Genomic DNA, 21,007 nt, shown 5'->3' with positions numbered 1-21,007 from the left:
TCAAGGGGGGAGATTGGCGGCGTTACCCTCTCACCCGGATCTTCCATGGCATCACGCACCAGCATCGCACCCTATCTCCAGGCCATGCCGCTCGGCCTGGTGTTCCTGGTCTTCCTGGTGATTCCGCTGGCCTTCATCGTGGTGGTGAGCTTCTGGACCTATGAGAACTATTCGATCCAGCCGGCCTTCGTCCTGCAGAACTACATGGACGTCTTCGACCGCTGCATCGTCAAGCTGCCGACCGTCTGCACGACCTTCAAAACCTACCTGTCGACGCTCTACTTCTGCTGTATCGTCTGGGTGCTAACTCTGCTGATAGGCTTCACCGTCGCCTACTTCCTCGCCTTCGAGGTGCGCAGCAAGGCGATCCAGTCGATGCTGTTCCTCGTCTGCACCATCCCGTTCTGGACCTCCAACGTCATCCGGATGATCTCCTGGATCCCGCTGCTCGGGCGCGAGGGGCTGGTGAACAAGGCGCTCCTCGGCATCGGCGCGATCGACGCGCCGCTGGACTGGCTGCTCTATTCGAAATTCTCGGTGACGATCACCTTCGTCCACCTGTTCACCTTCTTCATGGTGGTGCCGATCTACAATTCCATGCTGCGGATCGACCGCTCGCTGATCGAGGCGGCGAAGGACGCCGGCGCCAGCGGCTGGCAGACGCTGACCAACGTCATCATCCCGCTCTCCAAGACCGGCATCGCGATCGGCTCGATCTTCGTCATCACCATCGTGATGGGCGACTTCATCACCATCGGTCTGATGGGCGGCCAGCAGATCGCCTCGGTCGGCAAGACGATCTCGGTCGAGATCAGCTATCTGCAGTTCCCCGTCGCCGCCGCCAACGCGGTGGTGCTGCTCGCCACCGTCCTCCTGATGATCTTCGCGCTGACGCGGCTCGTCGACATCCGCAAGGAGCTTTGAGATGAGCGAAAAGCGCAGCCCGGTCTTCTACCTCCTTGCCGCCTTCTTCACGCTGTTCGTCGCCTTCCTCTATGGGCCGACGCTGACCATCGTCATCCTGTCCTTCCAGGGCCCGCAAGGCGGCCTGACCTTTCCGATGAACGGCTTCTCGACGCACTGGTTCGGCGTGCTCTGGCAAGGGCTCGGCGTCGTCGACGTCTGGGCGGCCTTCGGGCGCTCCTTCCGCCTCGGCCTCGTGGTCACGGTACTGACCGTGGTAATCTCGGTACTGGCGGGCCTCGCCTTCCGCCGCCGCTTCGTCGGCTCAACGCTTCTGTTCTACACCGCCATCGCCAGCCTGATCCTGCCCTCGATCGTCGTCTCGCTTGGCATCGCGCTGGAGTTCCGGATCCTCGACGACTTCATCAAGGAGCATTCCCTCCTTGGGCCCGCCTTCCAGTCGGCGATGGGCCTCTTCACCTCGGCGCTCGGCGCGCACCTCACCTGGACGCTGCCTTTCGGCATGCTGATCATGTTCGTCGTCTTCAACCGCTTCAACCCGGCCTATGAGGAGGCCGCGCGCGATCTCGGCGCGTCGCCCTGGCAGACGTTCCGCCATGTCGTGCTGCCGATCATCGCGCCCTACCTCATCGGTGTCGCGCTGTTCGGCTTCACCCTGTCCTGGGACGAGATCGCCCGGTCCAGCCAGGCGATCGGCGGCCCGAACACGCTGCCGCTGGAACTGCAGGGCCTGACCACGACGGTGACGACGCCGGCGATCTACGCGCTCGGCACGATGACGACGGCGATCTCCTTCCTGGTCATCGGCGCGACGCTCGGCACCGGCCTGCTGCTCCGCCGCCGCCGCACCCGCGGCGCCTCCGATGCCGGCAAGGGCACGCTGTAGCCTCCGCCCTGCCCCCTCACCCTCGACGTCGAAGAAATCCGCATGCGCCTCTGCTTCATCAACCCGAACTCCACCGCCTCGATGACCGACAAGGTCGCGATCGCAGCCCGGGCCGCGGCTTCCGACGGCACCGAGATCGTCGCGCTGACTTCCGGGACCGGACCTGCCTCGATCCAGGGTCCGGAAGACGGCGAGGCCGCGGTGCCCGGCCTTCTCGCGTTGATCTCCGAGCATGCCGCCGAGATGGACGGCTTTGCCATCGCCTGCTTCGACGATACCGGCCTCTTTGAAGCGCGACGGCTGACGGACAAGCCCGTCGTCGGCATCGGCGAGGCCGCCTTCATCGCGGCGATGGACGGCGGCCGGCGGTTTTCCGTCGTCACCACACTGTCGGTGTCGATCCCGGTGATCTCACGCAATATCGAGACCTATGGCTTCTCGGCCGCCTGCGCGCGGGTGCGGGCTTCGGAAGTGCCGGTGTTGGCGCTGGAGGAGGAAGGCAGTACGGCCCGCGAGACGGTGGCCGCCGAGATCGCCCGCGCCCTCGCCGAGGACCAGCCGGCGGCCATCGTGCTCGGCTGCGCGGGGATGGCCGACCTTGCGGCCGACTATACCGGGCGCTTCGGCTTGCCGGTGATCGACGGCGTCGTCGCGGCCGTCAGGCTGCTCGAAAGCCAGGTTCTCGCCAACTCGGCGGGCGACCGCGACTAAAAAGCCGCGCGCCCGAGGGGACGCGCGGCTGATGGCCTATCATCCATAACCACATGCCGGAGGGGGTGCTTTCACCCCATCCGGACGGGCTCAGAACTCGCGCTTCAGCTCGAGATAGCCGGCCGTCTGGTCGAAATTGTCGACGCCGGCCGGCAGGTCGATGTCGCGGTAGGAGACTTCGCCGAGCAGCGAGAGGTTGGTCGTGATCTCGTAGCCGACATTCAGGCCGAGACCGTAATAGTCGGCCGATCCGACCTTCTGCGTAGCGCCGACGAACTCGTTGCCGTTGAAGAAACCGCCATTCGCCACTTCGAGGTCGAAGGTCTCGCCGTAGACGCCGTCGACCGCGAGGGTGAGCTTGCCGAAAGTCTGGCTGTAGCCGGCGCCGACCTGATATTCGCTCGGCACGTTCTGCCCGACGAAATTGCCGTCGAGGAGCCCCTCGCCATAGGCGGTCTCGACCACGGCGTATTCCGTCGGCTCGAAGGCGTAATGGCCCTCGATCTTGAACGAGGAGTCGTCGGCAACGAGGTTTTCGAGAAGGACGCCGGCCTTCAGCGCGAAGGCGCTGTCGTTGGCGGCATAGCCTTCCGGCAGGACCAGCGTACCAAAGATGTCGCTGTCGACGCCAAGCGATGCAAAGTCGACATCGTTGGCGAAGGTCCGGCTGTAGGCTTCCTCGTCGAAGACGCCGATGAGGTAGGCGCCGCCGAAGGCGCCGGTATAGGCGAGCTTGCCAAGGACGTCGGGGACGAAGTCGCCGGTGCCGTCGTCTTCGGCCGAGATCGTCGCCGAGAAACCGTTGTCGGTGTACATGTAGGAGAGACGGTTCTGCGTGAAATCGCCGGCGGCAAAGTCGGCTTCCTCGAGCAGCAGGCCGTCCTCGATGCCGCCGTCATTGTGCGTCCACAGCGAGTCGACATAGCCCGCCGTCAGGCCGCCGAGCTGCAGATAGCCCTCGTCCATGCCGTAGCCCTGGTCGCCGGTGGAAAAGCCGTCGCCGGTGTTCTCGGCCTGCACGCGGGCCTTGGCGCGCAGCGTGCCGAACTCGGTCTCCTCGCGGGCGTCGAACTCGAGCCGGGCGCGGACCCGTGTGCCCATGCGCGCGGCATCATTGTCGAAGACGACGTCGCCATTGGCATCGCGCCCGGCATCGTCGAGGTCGCTGTTGCCGATCTTGTCCTCGACGATCACGCGGGCGCGGACATAGCCGCCGACCTTGAGGCAGGTCTCGGTGCCCGGAATGTAGAAGAAGCCGGCGCCGTAGACGTCGCAGACGCGGACATATTCGGCCGGCTCGGGCTCGACCATGACCACGGCATCGGCGGCCTGCGCCGACATCGCGCCGGAGAGGACGGCAGCGGAGGTGAGGAGAAGGGTCTTGATGCGCATTCGAAACGCTCCTGGTAACCGCGGCCTGACACACCAGCAGCAATTGCGGCGGCGATGGGGCTGGACTAAGGTTTCAACGCGAAGCCTATATGACGACAAGATGGTCGCTGCACGCAAAGATAGGTCTGGCTTACTTGTCTGGAGCTGGCTGTTGCAGCGGGGCAACGATGCTGCGGGCAAGGTTCGGCCTTCATATCGCCGGTCGGCTGATCGGACTCATCCCTCTCCAAAGAGTGCCAATGAAGCCCCGGCAACGCCACCAAACAGCAGAGTGAACTAAATAGAAAATTTTTTATTGACCCGCTCCCGTTGCCGTGATGATCTCTCGCCAAATCGGGGGGAGCGGTGATGGCGACCGGGCGACCGACGCTGGCGCGACAGGCCTATGCGGAAATCCAGAACAAGATTCTGTCGGGCGAGCTCAGCGCCGGACAGCGGCTGTTTCCGGACGAGCTCGCGCAGGAACTAGCCATCAGCCAGACGCCGATCAAGGAGGCGCTGGCGCTGCTCGAACGCGACGGCCTCGTCACCGGCAACGACCGCCGGGCCTCGCTGGTGCGGCGCTTCCTCGTTGAGGACATCGTCGAGATCTACGAGGCGCGGATCCTGATCGAGACCAATGCGGTGACCGCCGGCTGGAGCGCCGGACGCGTCGACGCAGCCTTCATCGACGGGCTGGCGACGCTGGCGGCCCAGCAGTTCCAGATCCTGCCGGCCAGGAACAAGGCGGCGCTCGGCAAGGCGATCGCGCTCGACCGGGAGTTCCACGACCGGCTGGTGAAACTCGGCGGCAATTCGGTGCTCGCCGGATGGCACCAGTCGATCCAGATGCGCCTTCAGACCGCCCGGACCTACTCGATCGACACCTATGTCGCCGAGCGGGTCCGGATTGAGCATACCGCCATCATGGATGCCTTCCGGTCGGGCGACGCGGAGGCCGTCGTGGCGGCGCTGCGGCACCATCTAGAATCCAGTCGCGACGACCTGGTGGCCCGCCACCCGGACGAGTTGCCGGTCAAATAAAAGGGTCTGCGTCCTTCGGGGACGCTGGCACGACAACAGAATTCCTGGCGGAGCAGCGGAACAACCGCGCCCGCCAGCCCCGAACGGGGCAAGGATCACGGCATGCTCCGCGCCGGCATGACGATGACACCGCAGAGCGCCTTTGGGAGGAATAGAATGTCATCGTATCGCATGAGCCGCCGCGGCATCCTCGGCACCGTTGCCGTCGCCCTTCTCGCCGTCTCCAGCCTGGTGCCCGCGGGCCCGGCGGTGGCGCAAGGGGTGACGATCCCAATCATCGTCAAGGACACCACGTCCTTCTACTGGCAGATCGTGCTGGCCGGCGCCCGCGCCGCCGGCAAGGACCTCGGCGTCACCGTGCCCGAGCTCGGCGCGCAGGCCGAGACCGACGTCAACGGCCAGATCTCCATCCTCGAGAACGCCGTCTCCGGCGCCCCGGCGGCGATCGTCATCTCGCCGACCGAACGCGCCGCACTCGGCGCGCCGATCACCGAGGCGGCCGCTTCCGTACCGATCATCGGCATCGATTCGGGCGCCGACTCCGACGCCTTCTCCTCGTTCCTGACCACCGACAACGTCCAGGGCGGGCGCATCGCCGCCGACGGCCTGGCCGCTGCGATCACCGCCAAGCACGGCAAGGCGGAGGGCGACGTCGCCCTCATCACCAACACGCCGGGCGCCGGCTCGCTGGAACAGCGCCGCGAGGGCTTCACCGCCCAGCTGAAGGAGAAGTATCCCGGCCTCAAGCTCGTCGCCGACAAATATGCCGACGGCCAGGCGGCGACCGGCCTCAACATGACGACCGACCTTCTGACCGCCAACCCGAACCTTGTCGGCATCTTCGCGTCGAACCTCATCATGGCGCAGGGCGCCGGCCAGGCGATCGCCGAGAACAAGGCGCAGGACAAGGTCGCGCTCGTCGGCTTCGACAGCGACGACAAGCTGGTCGGCTTCCTGAAGGAAGGCGTGATCTCGGCGCTGGTGGTTCAGGACCCCTACCGGATGGGGTATGACGGCATTAAGACCGCGCTCGCCGTCTCCAAGAAGGAGATGGTCGAGAAGAACGTCGACACCGGCGCCAACCTCATCACCACCGCCAACATGAACGACGCCCGCTCGCAGGAACTGCTCAACCCCAAGGTCAACTGAGCCGCGAAAGCCGAGCCCGCCGTGAACAGTGCCCGGAAGCAACCGGGCCGGCGCGGCGGCGCGCGACCATCCTCCGGGGGCATCCGCTCCCGGAGACATCCTGGGAGGGAGTGACAGCGTGACGCAAGCATTGGCCGCCCGAGGGGTGGCAGCGGCCGAGACGCCGGGGCCGATCTTCGAGCTCAAGGGCCTCGAGAAATCCTACGGCCCGGTCCGGGCGCTGAAACCCCTGACACTCGCCTTCGACGCGGGCGAGATCCACGCCATCGTCGGCGAGAACGGCGCCGGCAAGTCGACGCTGATCAAGCTCCTGACCGGCGTCATCCGGCGGACGGCGGGCGAGGCCTTCTGGCGCGGCCAGCCGGTGACGCTTGCCCAGCCGCAGGACGCGATCGACCTCGGCATCAATGCCGTGCACCAGGAGGTCGTGCTCTGCCCGCACCTTTCGGTCGCCGCCAACATCTTCCTCGGCGACGAGAAGGCGCGTTTCGGCATCCTGCAAAAGCGCGAGATGACCAAGGCCGCGCAGGCGATCCTCGACGACATGGGCTTCCGGCTGCCGGCAGGCGCCCCGCTGGAATCGCTGACCATCGGCCAGCAGCAGCTCGTCGCCACCGCGCGTGCCTCGCTGCGCGGCACGAGGTTCCTGATCTTCGACGAGCCGACCGCCTACCTCACCCGCCAGGAGGCCGACCAGCTGTTCGCCCTCATCCGCCGCCTGAAGGCGGAAGGGGTGACGATCGTCTACATCAGCCACCGGATGGAGGAGGTATTCGAGCTCGCCGACCGCGTCTCGGTGCTGCGCGACGGCGTCCTCGTCGGCACGCGGCTGATCGGCGAGACCAATGACGCCGAGCTCGTCGCCATGATGATCAACCGCTCGCTGGAGCAGATCTACCACAAGGAGACGATCGCGCTCGGCGCCCCTCTCGTCGAGGTCCGCAACCTCTCGGGCCCCGGCTTCAGCGACGTCTCGCTAACGGTGCGCGCCGGCGAGATCGTCGGCCTCTACGGCCTCATCGGCGCCGGCCGCAGCGAGTTCGTCATGGGCCTCTACGGCCGGACCAAGAAGACGGCGGGCGAGACGCTGTGGAAGGGCCGGCCGGTCGAGATCTCCGACGAGCGCGTCGCCATCGGCCTCGGCATGGCGCTGGCGCCGGAGAGCCGCCGCGACCAGGGGCTCTGCCTGAACCTGCCGATCGGCCTTAACCTGAACCTGCCGATCTACGACCGGCTGACCCGCGGCCTCACCGTCTCGCGCACGCTCGAGCACGAGCACGCCGACCGGCAGATCAAGAGCCTCGGCATCAAGACGCCGAGCCGGCGGAGCCTTGCCTCCTCCATGTCGGGCGGCAACCAGCAGAAGATCGTCATCGGCAAGTGGCTGAACCACGGCGCCGAGCTCTTCATCTTCGACGAGCCGACGGTCGGCGTCGACGTCGGCACCAAGGCCGAGATCTACCGTCTGTTCGGGGCGCTCCTGAAGCGCGGCGCCGGCATCCTCCTGATCTCGTCCTACCTGCCGGAGGTCTACGAGCTCGCCGACACGCTGCACGTCTTCCGCAGCGGCCGCCTCGTCGCCACCCGCGCCTACCAGCAATCGAGCCACGAGGACGTCCTGGCGCAAGCCATCGGCGTCTGACGGCACCACCGCATCTGGCCTGCCGGAAAACCCGGCCTTCGCCTCCCGACAAACCCTGCCCGCAGGAGCTGCCCATGACGACCGAACCCGTGCCGGCCAAGCCGCGCCGCAATTTCAGCTTCCTGTTCGCGCTGACCCTCCTCGGCTTCCTCCTGCTGCTCTGCACGATCCTTGCGGTCGCCACGCCGAACTTCGCCACCGCCAGCAACATCGCCAACCTCCTGCGGCAGGGATCGATGATCGCGATCCTGGCGATCGGCCAGACCTTCGTCATCATCACCGCCGGCATCGACCTCTCCGTCGGCGCCATCGTCGGCTTCTCGACGGTGATCGTCGCGCTCCTGCTGCAGGCGGAGTTTCCGATCTGGGCGGCGGTCCTCCTGACACTGGCGATGGGCCTTGGCATCGGCCTGTTCCATGGGTTCGCGATCGTGCGCATGGGCTTGCCGCCCTTCATCATCACACTGGCGACGCTGACCTCGCTGCGCGGCATCGGCCTGCTCATCACCAACGGCTCGACCATCAGCATCAAGAACGAGGCCTTCAACGAATTCTCGCGCGGCAGCCTGATCGGCGTTCCCAACCTCTTCTGGATGGTAATCCTTGTCGCGGTGCCTGCCTTCATCTTCCTGCACCAGAGCCGCTGGGGCCGCTATCTCTTTGCCGTCGGCTCGAACGCGGAGGCCGCTCGCCTCTCGGGCGTGCGGGTCTCGACCATGATCTACCTCGCCTATTCGCTCTCGGCGCTGTGCGCCGCCTTCGTCGGCATCCTCCTCGCCGCGCGCATCGGCATCGGCAACGCCACCCAAGCGGAAGGCTGGGAGCTGCAGGCGATCGCCTCCTCGGTGATCGGCGGCACCAGCCTGTTCGGCGCCATCGGCTCTGTGCATGGCCCGCTGATCGGCGCCTTCATCCTCGCCACCATCAACAATGGCGCCAACCTTCTCAACCTCAACTCGTTCTGGCAGAGGATCATCACCGGCGTCCTCATCATCGTCATCGTCTTCTTCGACCAGCTGAGGCGCCGCGGCCGCTGAGCCGCCGCCCTGGAGAGAGCCACCGCATGAAAGCCCTGTTCATCGACGCCGTCGGCACCACCGCCCTCGGCCAAACACCGGAGGCCACGCCGGGCCCCGGCGAGGTCGTCGTCGCCATCCGCCATGTCGGGCTCTGCGGCAGCGACCTCAACACCTTCCGCGGCCTCAATCCGCTGGTCAGCCTGCCGCGCATTCCCGGCCACGAGATCGGCGGCGAGATCGCCGAGGTCGGCAGCGGGGTGCCCGCCCATCTTTCCGTCGGCACCCGCGTCACCGTCCTGCCCTACACCGCCTGCGGCACTTGCGCGTCCTGCCGCAAGGGCCGCACCAATGCCTGCCGCTACAACCGCACCCTCGGCGTACAGCAGGATGGCGGGCTGAAGGAGCGGCTGACGGTGCCGTTCGAGAAGATCATCGTCAACGCGGTGCTGGCACCGCGCCATCTCGCCCTGATCGAGCCGCTCTCGGTCGGCTTCCACGCCGTCGAGCGCGGCCGGGTGGAACAGGGCGACCGCGTGCTGGTGATCGGCTGCGGCATGATCGGCATGGGCGCCTTGCTCGGCGCCGTGCGCAAGGGAGCGGAGGTCACCGTCCTCGACATCGCCGGCGACAAGCTGGCGCTCGCCCGTTCGCTCGGGGCAGCCGCCAGCATCAACCCCGCCGACGAGGACGCCGCGGCTGCGGTGTCGCGCCTCACCGGCGATGATGGCTTCGACGTCGTCATCGAGGCGGTCGGCCTGCCCGAGACCTTCACCCAGGCGGTGGATTTTGCCAGCTTTGCCGGGCGCGTCGTCTACATCGGCTACTGCAAGGCGCCGGTCAGCTACCAGACGCAGCTCTTCAACCTGAAGGAGCTCGACATCTTCGGCTCGCGCAACGCGACCGCCGCCGACTTCGCCGCAGCCGCCGCGTGCCTCGAGGCGATGGGGGAGGATGCGGACCGGCTGATCTCGAACATCTTCGCCTTCGACGATGCCGCGGACGCCCTTCCCTACTGGGACGCGCACCGCGGCGAGGTGCTGAAGATCGTGGTGGAGCTGCCGGCATGAAGCGCTATGCGATGACCATCGGCCTGCGGGCCGACAAGGTGGCGGAATACAAGGCGCTGCACGCCGACGTCTGGCCGGCAGTGCTGGCAACGCTCCACCGCCAGAACATCCGCGCCTTTTCGATCTTCCTCCAGGAGCCCGAGAACGTCCTCTTCGGCACCTATGAATACCACGGCACCGACCACGCCGCCGACCAGAAGGCCATCGCCGCCTGCCCCGACACCCAGCGCTGGTGGAAGCTCACCGACCCGTGCCAGGTCCCCCGCGAAAACCGCGCCGAGGGCGAATGGTGGGCGCCGATGGAGGAAGTGTTCCGGATGGACTGAGGCGGTCAGTCCTGACGATCTTGCCCCGCTTCCGCAATTGAACTCGCTGGCAAGGTGGATCTGGAAATGGTCTTTGACCATGGGTGACGGATCGGTTTTCCACCCGCCGGCCCTCCCCCGCACGTTCCTTCCTTGCGTGCGGCGGTTGGAGGCGGCATGTCTCTCCCCTTCCAGGAATCGGCCGTGATGGCCGGACGACCCCATTCGAAGTTGTGCCGTGCCCGTCGCCGAGAAGTCCGCCGAACCGATCATCCGGTTCTCCGCCGTCCGCAAGGAGTTTGCCGCCGCAAAGGGGCAAGCCGGCTTCGTCGCGCTCCGCGATGTCAGCCTCACCGTGCCGCGCGGCAGCATCACCGGCATCATCGGCCGGTCGGGCGCCGGCAAGTCGACGCTGGTGCGGCTGGTCAACGGGCTGGAACGGCCGAGTTCAGGCGAAGTGCTGGTCGACGGCGTCGACGTCGCCGGCATGGACGAGGCGGGCCTGCGGGGCGTGCGCCGCTCGGTCGGCATGATCTTCCAGCACTTCAACCTCCTGTCCTCGCGCACCGCCTTCGACAATGTCGCGCTGCCGCTGGAGATCGCCGGCGTCAGCCGACGCGACATCCGGTCCCGCGTCGCGCCGCTGCTCGATCTCGTCGGCCTCGGCGACAAGGCGGGCCGTTATCCGGCCGAGCTGTCGGGCGGCCAGAAGCAGCGCGTCGGCATCGCCCGGGCGCTGGCGACCGAGCCGAAGGTGCTGCTGTCGGACGAGGCGACCTCGGCGCTGGACCCTGAGACGACGCGCCAGGTGCTGGCGCTGCTCCGGCAGATCAATGCCGAGCTCGGCCTCACCGTCCTCCTCATCACGCATGAGATGCAGGTGGTGCGGGAGGTGGCGAGCCGCGTCGCGGTGCTGGATGCCGGCCGCGTGGTGGAGGAGGGCGCGCTCTATTCGGTCTTTGCCCGGCCGCAGCATGAAGTGACCCGCGCCTTCCTCGAAGGCGTCACCGGCGTCCGGCTGCCGGCTTTCGTCACCGAGCGCCTGACGCAGGCCGCCGGGCCGGACACGCAGGCGGTGGTCAAAATCCTGTTCACCGGGCCGACCGCCACCGACCCGATCCTCGCAGCCCTCGGGCGGGAGCTTGCCATCGACGTCAACATCCTCGCCGGCGCGGTGGACGAGATCGGCGGCCAGCCTTTCGGCACGCTCGTCGTGTCGCTGCCGGAGCCGAGCCTTGCCCCGGCGCTCGCCTTCATCGCCGCGCGCGGCCTTTCAGCGGAGGTTCTCGGCCATGTCCGCTAACATGATCAACCTGATCCTCGCCTCCACGCTCGACACGCTGTTCATGGTGGCGGTGGCAGCCGCCATCGGCATCGTCTTCGGCGCGCCGCTCGGCGTCTTCCTCGCCACCAGCCGCAAGGGCGAGCTCTACGCTGCGCCGATGGTCAACCGGCTGCTCGGCGTCGTCGTCAACGCGCTGCGCTCGACGCCCTTCATCATCCTCGTCGTCGCCATCATCCCGCTGACGCGGTTCCTCACCGGCACCTCGATCGGCACCACGGCGGCGATCGTGCCGCTGACCATCGCGACCATTCCCTTCGTCGCCCGTCTCGTCGAATCGGCGATCCGCGAGGTCGATCCGGGCCTCACGGAAGCGGCCCGCGCGATGGGCGCGACGCCGCTGCAGATCGTCCTGAAGGTGCTGGTGCCGGAGGCGCGGCCGTCGATCACCCTCGGCGTCACGATGACCGTGGTCAGCCTCATCGGCTACTCCGCCATGGTCGGCGCCGTCGGCGGCGGCGGCCTCGGCGATCTCGGCATCCGCTACGGCTACCAGCGCTTCATGCCGGAGATGATGCTGGCCGTCGTCCTCGTGCTCATCGTCCTCGTCCAGGCCGTGCAGTCGACCGGCGACCTCGTTGCGCGGCGCTTCGACAAGCGCAGCCGCAAGGCCTGATCTTCCACCGACACACCTATCTTACCCCTCCCTACCCCGTCTTCCCTCCCCAGGAGAGTCCCATGCGCCTGAAATCCCGCGTCCTTGCCGCCCTTCTTGCCGGCGGCGTCGCTCTGCCGGCGCTCGCCGAGAGCATCAAGATCGGCGTCACCCCCGGCCCGCATGCGGAGATCATGGAGAAGGTGAAGGCGCTCGCCGCGCCGAAGGGGCTCGACATCGAGATCCTCGAATTCTCCGACTACGTCGTGCCGAACCAGGCACTGGCGGACGGCGACCTCGACGCCAACTCCTTCCAGCACCAGCCCTATCTCGACAACCAGGTGAAGGACCGCGGCTACGACCTCGTCAGCGTCGCCACCTCGGTCAACTTCCCGATGGGCATCTACTCGCAGAAGGTGAAGGCGATCACCGAGCTCGCCGACGGCGCGCAGGTGGCGGTGCCGAACGATCCGACCAATGGCGGCCGCGCGCTGCTGCTGCTCGCCGATCTCGGCCTGTTCAAGCTCGACCCGGCCGCCGGCCTGAAGCCGACGCCGCTCGACATCACCGAGAACCCGAAGAACATCAAGATCGCCGAGCTCGACGCCGCCCAGCTGCCGCGCTCGTTCGCCGACGTCGATGCCGCCGTCATCAACACCAATTACGCGCTGGAAGGCGGCCTCGACCCGCAGAAGGACGCCATCGCCAAGGAGGCCGCGAAGTCGCCTTACGTCAACGTCATCGCCGTGCGCGGCGCCGACAAGGACAAGCCCTTCGTCAAGACGCTGGTCGAGACCTATCACAGCCCCGAGGTGAAGGCCTTCGTCACCGAGCGCTTCAAGGGCGCGGTGATCCCGAGCTGGTAAGGCGGGTTTGGGGGGAGTTCGCGGAAGGCGATCGCTGCGGCAGCTAGCGTAGTTGCTATCGCCGCGGCAGTTGGCCCCCCTCTGCCCTGCCGGGCATCTCCCCCTCAAGGGGGGAGATCGGCTTATCGCGCGCGGTCCCGTGCTTGATCTCCCCCCTTGAGGGGGAGATGCCGGCAGGCAGAGGGGGTTGGACATGGCGCAAGCCCCCTTCCCTGCCAGCGGCCTCTCCGCTCACGCCCCGCGGGGTGCCCAGAGAATGATCCCCGCCCCGACCAGGCAGATCGCCGCGCCGGTGATGTCCCAACGGTCGGGGCGGACGCCTTCGACGCTCCAGAGCCAGGCGATCGAGGCAGCAATGTAGACGCCGCCATAGGCGGCATAGGCGCGCCCTGCCTGATCGGTGGGGACGAGGGCGAGGAGCCAGGCGAAGGCGGCGAGGCTGAGCAGGCCCGGCATCAGCCAGAGCACTGATCTTCCCAGCCGCAGCCATGCCCAGAAGGCGAAGCAGCCACCGATCTCGGCGAGCGCGGCCAGGGCATAGATCGCAATCGTCGGCATTCGGCCCTCTTTCGGTTGCGTTCGATATTCGTCCGCTGGCTTCCCGCGCGCCCGCCCGCCAGCAGCGCAGCCCGCTTCTCACCGCCGCGTCGGCCTTCCGCATAGCCTTTGCCGGCCCGGCGATATAGAGACGCGGAAAAGCCGATTGGAATTTTCGTGTCCCAGATCATCCCCACAGGCGTCTATGGCGCCCCGCCCGCCGACCTCGTCGATCTCCCCGACGGCGCCGTCCAGTTTTCGCCGCTGGTGCCCGGCGCGTCCGCGCTCGAGGCGGCCACCCCGGCGAGCTTCGGCGCCATGGTGCTGCTCGCGCCGCCCGGCACGCTCGAACGCCGGGCGATCATCGCCCTGGCGCTGAAGGCGCTGAAGCCCGGCGCGCCGCTCACCGTGCTGGCGCTGAAAGACAAGGGCGGCCTGCGGATCGCCAAGGAGCTGAAGGCTTTCGGCTGCGACGTCGGCGAGGACTCGCGCAAGCATTTCCGCATCTGCGAGACGCTACGCCCCGAGAGCTTCGACCGGGACGCCCGCGAAAACATTAGTGCCGCCATCGCCGAGGGCGGTCCGCGGCAGAACGAGGCGGGCCTGTGGACGCAGCCTGGCATCTTCTCCTGGGACAGGCTCGATCCCGGCAGCGCGCTGCTCATCGAACAGCTTCCAAAACTCTCCGGCCGTGTCGCCGATCTCGGCTGCGGCCTGGGCACGCTGGCACTGGCGGTGCTGGCCTCGCCGAAAGTCGAGAGCATCGCGCTGGTCGACATCGATCGCCGCGCCGTCGAGGCCGCCCGCAAGAACGTCGGCGATGCCCGCGCAACGGTACAGTGGGCGGATGTCCGCGGCGGCGCCCGGCTGCCGGACAAGTTCGACTTCGTGGTGATGAACCCGCCCTTCCACGATGGCGGCACCGAGGACAGGACGCTCGGCCAGAGCTTCATCCGCCAGGCCGCGGACATGCTGAAGCCCGGCGGTTTCCTCTGGCTCACCGCCAACCGGCACCTACCCTATGAGGAGGTGCTGAAGCCGATCTTCAAGCTGGTCAACCTCAAGGCCGAGAGCGGCGGCTACAAGATCTTCGAGGCGCGCAAGTGAAGGGGCCGGCCAGCGTCCGGCTCGACCGGCTGCTTGCCAATCTCGGCTACGGCTCGCGCCGCGAGATGCAGCAGCTGGCCCGCAACGGCCGCATCGTTCTCGACGGCGCGCCGATCCGCGATGCCGAGGGCCGGGTCAAGCTCACGCCGGAGCTGGCTTCCGGGCTCATTGTCGACGGCGAGGCGCTCGATCCCTTGCCCGGCGTCTGCCTGCTCCTCCACAAGCCGCTCGGCGTCACCTGCTCGCACAAGGAGGCGGGACCGCTGGTCTACGGCCTGCTGCCGCCGCGCTGGCGCCAGCGGGACCCCGCGCTCTCGACCGTCGGCCGGCTCGATAAGGAAACGTCCGGCCTGCTTCTGCTCACCGACGACGGCGCCCTGCTGCACCGGATCATCTCGCCGAAGCACCATGTGCCGAAGCGCTATGTCGTGACGCTGGAGCGGCCGCTGAAGGGCGACGAGGCGGCGGTCTTTGCCGCAGGCACGCTGATGCTCGACGGCGACGACAAGCCGCTGCTGCCGGCCGAGCTCGAGGTCACCTCGGAGACGACGGCCCGCATCGTCCTGCACGAGGGGCGCTACCACCAGGTCCGGCGGATGTTCGCCGCCACCGGCAACCATGTCGCCGCGCTCCACCGCGACCGGATCGGCCGCCTGGCGCTGCCGGACGACCTCGCCCCCGGCGCGTACCGCATCATGACGGCGGCGGACATCGCCGAAGTCTTTCCGGTGAAGGCGGCGGACGCTTCCGCTTGAGGCGCTTGCCTCTTGCGGCGCAAAGACCAAAGGGTCTCGCATGGACATAGAATTTGAAACCTCGTTCGATCCGCGGCATGGCGAGGCCGTGCCGGTGGCGCACCGCGTGCTCCGGGTCACCGGCCGCAACCTCGGCCCGTTCACCTTCCAGGGTACCAACAGCTACATCGCCGGTGACAGCTCAGTGGTCGTGGTCGATCCCGGCCCGGACGAGGAGGGGCATTTCGAGGCGCTGATGGCGGCGATCGCGGGGCGGCCGGTCGACGCCATCCTCGTCACCCACACCCACCGCGACCATACCGCGCTGGTGGACAGGCTGCGATCCGCCACCGGCGCACCGGTGGTGGCCGAGGGCCCGCACCGCGCCACCCGCGCGCTGCAGGAAGGCGAGGTCAACGCGATGGAGGCCGCCGGCGACATGGCGTTCCGCCCCGACCGCCTCGTCCGCAACGGCGAGATCCTCGACTTTCCCGCCGGCCGCTTCGAGGCGGTGGCGACGCCCGGCCACACCGCCAACCACATGGCCTTCGCCTTCGGCGACACGCTGTTCTCGGGCGACCACGTGATGGTCTGGTCGACCACCATCGTCGCCCCGCCGGACGGCGCGATGGCCGACTACATGGCCTCGCTCGACCGCCTCCTCGCCCGCGACGAGACGCTGTTCCTGCCCGGCCATGGCGGGCCGGTCCGCAAGCCGAAGGCGTTCATGCGCGGGCTGAAGACGCACCGGCGGATGCGCGAGACGGCGATCCTCGAACGGCTGCACGGCGGCGACAGGACGATCCCCGAAATCGTCGCGGCCATCTACCGCCAGACCGATCCGCGCCTCCACGGCGCCGCCGGCCTCTCGGTGCTGGCGCATCTCGAGGATCTCGTCGCCAAGGGCGCGGTGACGACGGACGGACCGGTGCTGGTCGACAGCATCTACGTGCCGGCGGAATAGCTGCGCTTGGCATTCAATTCCGGCCACTGGTCACAGCGCTGCCCGCCGTCTTCGAAGAGCGAACGTTTGGCCGCTTAGGCCGTAAGTTTCAGCAACCCCGGCAGATCGGACGCGTAATCCTAGATCACGCCTTGGAGCGCGTAGTGCACGCCGTGCGGATGATAGGCGAGAGACGCCTTGCCGCTGAAATAGGTGGGCACGACGCGTTCCGTCAGCTTGGAGCCGAAACCCTTCCCGGTCGGTGGCGCGACCGCGGGCCCACCGCTCTCCTGCCAGTCGAGACGCAGCTGCCCGTCATCGACGGTCCACGACAGATGGATCCGCCCCATCTCATTGGACAGGGCGCCGTACTTGGCCGCGTTCGTCGCGAGTTCATGGATCGCCAGGGCCAGCCCCATGGCCTGCTGCGCCGTCAGGTCCGCCCGCGGCCCGTCGACGACGAACCGTTCGCCGCCGTCGAGATGGGGCGCGATGGAGGCGGTGACCACGTCGCGAATGTCCGCGGTCTCCCAGTTCGTCTCGGTCAGCATATCCTGCGCGCGCCCAAGCGCCTGGATCCGCTCCGTCGCCAGATGTGCGGCGTCTTTCAACGACGTCGCGCTTCTGAGGCTCTGCGTGACGACGGCCTGCACCATGGCCAGCGTGTTCTTCATCCGGTGCGACAGTTCGCGCTGCAAAATCCGCTGCCGACGGTCGGCGTCACGGCGTTCGTCGAGAAGCCGCTGGGTGTCGGCGAGCTTGCGGGCGGAATCGAGATGGAAGGCGATGAGCTCGGCGAAGAGCTTGAAGGTCCCGATGATCTCAGGCGTCTTCAGCTTTCGCGGATGCGGGTCGATCGCGCAGAGGGTGCCGAAGAACGAGCCGTCCGGCAGCACGATCGGGAAGGACGCGTAGCTCTGAAAGCCGTAAATCTTTGGCGTCGGGTGGTTACAGTAGATCTGATCCTCTGCGACGTTCTCGATCACGACGGCCTCGGAACTCTCCCGAACCTCGTGGCAGATCGTCGTCTCGACCTTCAGCTCGCCGCCGGGAGCAAGGCCAAAACGGATATCGTCCTTGACCGCGCAGATGACCCACCGGCCTTCGGTCACCCGCGCGATGGTCGCAAAGCCCATGCCCGTCAGCCGGCAGACAACGTCGAGGATCGAGGGGATGGCCGGGATGCTGGCGATGAGGTCGATGTCGGCGGTGAACGCGTCTGGCAATGTCCGGGTCCGGTTGGCTCAGCCGTTAGGCGAAAGGCCCGGTCAGCGATGCTGGGATCATACACGCTCGCAGGATCTGGCTCAACTCACGGGAGCCGGAGCGGATCAGGCATGACCGATGGCCGATCGGCATGCCGAGATGGCGCAGCGGCGCGTCGCCGCTCGCCCGACCTTGGTCTGCTGGCGATCGGCGAGCGTCGCGCCCGGAGCCGGTGTTTGCTGGCGGGCGCAGATGCCAGCGGCACTTCTTGCGTCAGAACGCCGCAGTCCCGCCACCTCAGCCCTCGACCACCGGGCCGATGGCGACGAGGCCGGCCATGGCAGTGTCGAGGTCGGCGAGGAAAGTCTCGAGGAAGCGGCGGTTCTGGCCGAGATCCCAGTCGACGAGGCGCGAGGTCGCGCGCAGGTCGACATAGGTCTGGTCCTCATCCTCCGAGATCCGGATGACGACGTCGCTCGGCAGCGCGAGGATCGGGCCGGTAGCGACGGCCTTCAGCGTGTATTCGCGCGATTCCGGCCGGTCGAAGGGGTCTGGCGGCGCCGTCACCGAGCCGCGGGCGGTCGGCAGCGGAATGTCGACGGTGCCGGAAATGCCGAGGTCGCCGGAATCATCCAGCGGCCCGGCCGGCGCGTCCGGTTCGGCGGTCGCAACCTCCTCCAGCGTCCAGCCTTCGTCGGCCAGCACCGTGCGCACGAGGATGTAGACCTGCGCGGCGCGCGCCTGGTAATGCCGCCCGCCGAGCACCGGCGCCTTCGCCTCGTTCGGCAGCGCCTCGGCAAGCGTCGCGCCCTCGGCGATGTCGGAGGCGAGCATGCCGTCGGTCTCGGCGCGGTCGACCATCGGGCTGCGGCTGGCGATCACCGCGGCCGCGACGAAGGGCGCCGCGACCAGCAGCGCGATGAACAGCGCCCCGGCCGCCTTGCCGCCGCCTTCGTGGCCGTGCCGCCAGACGCGCCCAAGCCCCGCCAGCGCGAGGACGAGCGTCAGGCAGACCAGCGCGAAGACCAGGCGCAGAACCGCTTTCAGCGCCGGAAAGTCGATCCCGCCGAAGCGGTAGACGAGAATGCCGGTGACCAGCAGCAGGCCGGCAAAGGCCGCGATGCGCCGCGCCCAGCCCGCCGTCCGCAGCTGCTTCCTGATATAGTGCCCCGACAATGCCGCCACGCTCATAGAATGCCCCTTGGCCTGCATCCTAGCCCAAGCGGAGTTACCGCTCCAGTAACGAGCCGCCTTCCGGCCGCAAGACGCGCGGTGCCAGTGTCGCCCTCTGCCGGTCTACTCCAGCGAAAACCGATAGTCGGCGAACTGCTCGCGCAGCGTCGTCTTCTGGATCTTGCCGGTCGCGGTGTGCGGGATCTCGTCGACCACGACGACGTCGTCGGGAAGCCACCACCGCGCGACCTTGCCGTCGAGAAAGGCGATGAGGTCCGCCTTGCCGGGGCTTCGTCCCTCCTTGGCGACGATGACGAGAAGCGGCCGCTCGTCCCATTTCGGATGGCGGATGCCGATCACCGCCGCCTCGGCGACGTCGGGATGGCCGACGGCGAGGTTCTCGAGGTCGATCGAGGAGATCCACTCGCCGCCGGACTTGATGACGTCCTTGGAGCGGTCGGTGATCTTCATGTAGCCGTGCGGGTCGACATGGGCGACGTCGCCGGTGTCGAACCAGCCGTCGGCATCGAACGCCTCGGCGCCGACGCCCTTGAAATAGGCCGACGCCACCGCCGGACCGCGCACCTTCAGCCGGCCGAAAGTCTCGCCGTCCCAAGGCCGCGGCACGTCGTCGTCGTCCACCACCTTCATCTCGACGCCGAAAGGCGGGTGGCCTTGCGTCTGCGCGATGTCGAGCAGCGCCTCGCCGCTGCGGTCGGCATAGTCGGCAGTGATCGAGCAGAGCGTGCCGAGCGGGCTCATCTCGGTCATCCCCCAGGCGTGGATGACGCGGACGCCGTAATCGTCCTGGAAGGTGCGGATCGTCGCGCGCGGGCAGGACGATCCGCCGATCACCACGCGGTCGAGATCGGGCAGCGCGCCGCCATGCTTTTCGAGGTGCTGCAGGAGCATCATCCAGACCGTCGGCACCGCCGCCGACATCGTCACCTTCTCCTCGGTCAGCAGCGCGAAGATCGAGGCACCGTCCATGCGCGGACCCGGCATCACCATCGCCGCGCCAGCCATCGGGCAGGAAAAGGCGAGACCCCAGCCATTGGCATGGAACAGCGGCACCACCGGCATCACCCGGTCGCGCGACGACAGGCCCATCGCGTCGCCACCGAGCGCGATCATCGAGTGCAGGATGTTGGAGCGGTGGGAATAGACGACGCCTTTCGGCGCGCCCGTGGTGCCGGAGGTGTAGCACATGCCCGCGGCATCGTTCTCACCGACCGCCGCCCAGGCGAAATCCTCGTCCGCCTCGGCCAGCCATTCCTCGTAGGGCACGACGCCTTGAAGGCTGGTCTCCGGCAGGTGCGCCGCATCGGTGAGGACGACAAGGCGGCGAAGGCTCGGAATGCTAGGTGCGATGGCTTCGAGGATCGGCAGGAAGGTGAGGTCGACGAAAATCAGCCGATCTTCCGCGTCGTTCATGATCCAGGCGATCTGCTGGGGAAACAGCCGCGGGTTGAGCGTATGGTAGACCGCGCCGATGCCGGTGATGCCGTACCAGCATTCGAGATGTCGCCAGGTGTTCCAGGCCATGGTCGCCACCCGGTCGCCCGGCCGCAGCCCCTCGGCCGCCAGCCGCTTGGCGAGCCGCAGCGAGCGCTGGCGCACTTCGGCATAGGTGGTGCGGTGGATCGGCCCTTCGACCGAGCGGGACACGACGGCGCGCCCGCCGTGATACGTGGCGGCGTGGTCGATCACCTTCGAGCACGCCAGCGGCCAGTCCTGCATCAGTCCCTGCACGGGCAGCTTCCTCCCTTTCGTCGCATTTCTCATCTTGACTGGCTTCTCTGGGGAAGCCTCAGCCGGACCGCATCAGCCGGACGGGCTGGGGACGCTCCCGCACCTGCAGTGTGTTCACCCGCCGGATCTTTGTCCAGCGAAGCCAAGCCGCCACCGCCACCGGCGGAAACGGCGCCATTCGAGGGGAAAAACAGATGCTCGAGAATCACACCGCCATCCCGGCCGCGGACAGCGCCATCGAGCCTTTCGAGGCCGTGGAGTTCGAACTCGCGCTCGACCTGCAGGACGTGACCGCCGCGCCGTTTGCCGACTGCGTCAGCAACGCCGCCCATGTGATCGGCGGCGAAATCCTGTTCGAAATGCCGGCGGACGGCTCGATCGAGGATGCCCAGCGGATCGCCGCGGTCCGGATGGCCGGCGACAATTCCGGCCGCATCCTCTTCGCCATCCTCGACCAGGACGGGCTGACGGTGCGCATGGCCTCGAGGGCTGAGGTCGGCGAGCGTTTCCACGGCTTTGCCCGCGCCTTCATCGGCGTGCTCGAGCGGATCCGCGGCGACCTGCCGATCGCCGGCATGCGCCCGGCCGGAACCGCCTAGAGCGCCGTGCGTCAAGAAGGGCGTACAAAGGACGC

At 67.6% G+C, this 21,007-nt stretch carries 21 protein-coding genes; 16 read left to right on the top strand and 5 right to left on the bottom strand.

What is annotated here, in order from left to right:
• Positions 1-45: 45 nt before the first annotated feature.
• The 3 genes from ACZLZQ_RS20325 to ACZLZQ_RS20315 are packed head-to-tail and all read left to right on the top strand — an operon-like array spanning position 46 to position 2,521.
• A complete protein-coding gene (locus ACZLZQ_RS20325; protein ID WP_472950913.1) occupies positions 46-924 on the top strand; it encodes an ABC transporter permease in 879 nt (292 codons plus the stop codon).
• A gap of 1 nt (position 925) precedes the next feature.
• Positions 926-1,810 carry an ABC transporter permease gene (locus tag ACZLZQ_RS20320; RefSeq protein ID WP_472950912.1) on the top strand — a complete coding sequence of 295 codons (885 nt, stop codon included), beginning with the start codon at positions 926-928 and terminating at the stop codon, positions 1,808-1,810.
• Between the two features lie 42 nt (positions 1,811-1,852).
• Positions 1,853-2,521 carry an aspartate/glutamate racemase family protein gene (locus tag ACZLZQ_RS20315; protein WP_472950911.1) on the top strand — a complete coding sequence of 223 codons (669 nt, stop codon included), beginning with the start codon at positions 1,853-1,855 and terminating at the stop codon, positions 2,519-2,521.
• Positions 2,522-2,611: 90 nt separating this feature from the next.
• On the opposite strand, the gene ACZLZQ_RS20310 is transcribed toward ACZLZQ_RS20315, so the two are convergent.
• A complete protein-coding gene (locus ACZLZQ_RS20310) occupies positions 2,612-3,913 on the bottom strand; it encodes a porin (RefSeq protein ID WP_472934654.1) in 1,302 nt (433 codons plus the stop codon).
• Between the two features lie 348 nt (positions 3,914-4,261).
• Here ACZLZQ_RS20310 and ACZLZQ_RS20305 point away from each other — a divergent pair, with 348 nt between their 5' ends.
• The 9 genes from ACZLZQ_RS20305 to ACZLZQ_RS20265 all read left to right on the top strand — a co-directional run bounded on the left by ACZLZQ_RS20305 (position 4,262) and on the right by ACZLZQ_RS20265 (position 12,921).
• On the top strand, positions 4,262-4,936 hold the full coding sequence (locus ACZLZQ_RS20305; RefSeq protein WP_472934653.1) for a GntR family transcriptional regulator: 675 nt from the start codon (positions 4,262-4,264) through the stop codon (positions 4,934-4,936).
• Between the two features lie 171 nt (positions 4,937-5,107).
• Positions 5,108-6,085 (top strand): ABC transporter substrate-binding protein, encoded by a 978-nt coding sequence (locus ACZLZQ_RS20300; protein WP_472950926.1) that lies wholly within the window; start codon positions 5,108-5,110, stop codon positions 6,083-6,085.
• A 118-nt stretch (positions 6,086-6,203) separates the two neighbouring features.
• Positions 6,204-7,727, top strand: coding sequence for a sugar ABC transporter ATP-binding protein (locus ACZLZQ_RS20295; RefSeq protein WP_472950910.1), 1,524 nt, complete (start codon positions 6,204-6,206; stop codon positions 7,725-7,727).
• A gap of 74 nt (positions 7,728-7,801) precedes the next feature.
• Positions 7,802-8,764: an ABC transporter permease gene (locus ACZLZQ_RS20290; RefSeq protein ID WP_472950909.1), complete on the top strand. Its 963-nt coding sequence runs from the start codon at positions 7,802-7,804 to the stop codon at positions 8,762-8,764.
• A gap of 26 nt (positions 8,765-8,790) precedes the next feature.
• A complete protein-coding gene (locus ACZLZQ_RS20285; protein ID WP_472950908.1) occupies positions 8,791-9,813 on the top strand; it encodes a zinc-binding alcohol dehydrogenase family protein in 1,023 nt (340 codons plus the stop codon).
• The gene (locus ACZLZQ_RS20280; protein ID WP_472950907.1) at positions 9,810-10,139 is read left to right on the top strand and encodes an L-rhamnose mutarotase; all 330 of its coding nucleotides are present in this window, start codon (positions 9,810-9,812) and stop codon (positions 10,137-10,139) included. Before ACZLZQ_RS20285 ends, ACZLZQ_RS20280 begins: the two co-directional genes overlap by 4 nt.
• Before the next feature lie 217 nt (positions 10,140-10,356).
• Complete coding sequence (locus ACZLZQ_RS20275; protein WP_472950906.1) at positions 10,357-11,421, top strand: methionine ABC transporter ATP-binding protein; 1,065 nt, start codon at positions 10,357-10,359, stop codon at positions 11,419-11,421.
• Positions 11,411-12,076 (top strand): methionine ABC transporter permease, encoded by a 666-nt coding sequence (locus ACZLZQ_RS20270; RefSeq protein ID WP_472950905.1) that lies wholly within the window; start codon positions 11,411-11,413, stop codon positions 12,074-12,076. Before ACZLZQ_RS20275 ends, ACZLZQ_RS20270 begins: the two co-directional genes overlap by 11 nt.
• Before the next feature lie 68 nt (positions 12,077-12,144).
• Positions 12,145-12,921 (top strand): MetQ/NlpA family ABC transporter substrate-binding protein, encoded by a 777-nt coding sequence (locus tag ACZLZQ_RS20265; protein WP_472950925.1) that lies wholly within the window; start codon positions 12,145-12,147, stop codon positions 12,919-12,921.
• Between the two features lie 231 nt (positions 12,922-13,152).
• Here the strand turns inward: ACZLZQ_RS20265 and ACZLZQ_RS20260 are convergent, their stop codons facing one another.
• Positions 13,153-13,479, bottom strand: coding sequence for a YnfA family protein (locus ACZLZQ_RS20260; RefSeq protein WP_472950904.1), 327 nt, complete (start codon positions 13,477-13,479; stop codon positions 13,153-13,155).
• Positions 13,480-13,635: 156 nt separating this feature from the next.
• Here ACZLZQ_RS20260 and ACZLZQ_RS20255 point away from each other — a divergent pair, with 156 nt between their 5' ends.
• The 3 genes from ACZLZQ_RS20255 to ACZLZQ_RS20245 are packed head-to-tail and all read left to right on the top strand — an operon-like array spanning position 13,636 to position 16,263.
• Positions 13,636-14,565, top strand: a complete 930-nt coding sequence (locus ACZLZQ_RS20255) for a class I SAM-dependent methyltransferase (RefSeq protein ID WP_472950903.1) — start codon at positions 13,636-13,638, stop codon at positions 14,563-14,565.
• Positions 14,562-15,320, top strand: a complete 759-nt coding sequence (locus tag ACZLZQ_RS20250) for a pseudouridine synthase (RefSeq protein ID WP_472950902.1) — start codon at positions 14,562-14,564, stop codon at positions 15,318-15,320. The genes ACZLZQ_RS20255 and ACZLZQ_RS20250 overlap by 4 nt, the downstream gene beginning before the upstream one ends.
• Positions 15,321-15,360: 40 nt before the next feature.
• Complete coding sequence (locus ACZLZQ_RS20245; protein WP_472950901.1) at positions 15,361-16,263, top strand: MBL fold metallo-hydrolase; 903 nt, start codon at positions 15,361-15,363, stop codon at positions 16,261-16,263.
• Between the two features lie 119 nt (positions 16,264-16,382).
• On the opposite strand, the gene ACZLZQ_RS20240 is transcribed toward ACZLZQ_RS20245, so the two are convergent.
• From ACZLZQ_RS20240 to ACZLZQ_RS20230, 3 genes are all read right to left on the bottom strand, one after another.
• A complete protein-coding gene (locus ACZLZQ_RS20240) occupies positions 16,383-17,468 on the bottom strand; it encodes an HWE histidine kinase domain-containing protein (RefSeq protein WP_472950900.1) in 1,086 nt (361 codons plus the stop codon).
• Positions 17,469-17,745: 277 nt separating this feature from the next.
• On the bottom strand, positions 17,746-18,639 hold the full coding sequence (locus ACZLZQ_RS20235; protein ID WP_472950899.1) for a DUF1499 domain-containing protein: 894 nt from the start codon (positions 18,637-18,639) through the stop codon (positions 17,746-17,748).
• A gap of 105 nt (positions 18,640-18,744) precedes the next feature.
• Positions 18,745-20,373, bottom strand: coding sequence for a long-chain-fatty-acid--CoA ligase (locus ACZLZQ_RS20230; protein WP_472950898.1), 1,629 nt, complete (start codon positions 20,371-20,373; stop codon positions 18,745-18,747).
• Positions 20,374-20,567: 194 nt separating this feature from the next.
• Here ACZLZQ_RS20230 and ACZLZQ_RS20225 point away from each other — a divergent pair, with 194 nt between their 5' ends.
• The gene (locus ACZLZQ_RS20225) at positions 20,568-20,972 is read left to right on the top strand and encodes a hypothetical protein (protein WP_472934639.1); all 405 of its coding nucleotides are present in this window, start codon (positions 20,568-20,570) and stop codon (positions 20,970-20,972) included.
• Positions 20,973-21,007 lie beyond the last annotated feature (35 nt).

This window comes from Mesocryomonas lacus (genome assembly GCF_055730105.2).
The sequence above is the reverse complement of the archived record's forward strand: the minus strand, read 5'-3'. Positions and strand labels throughout refer to the sequence as shown.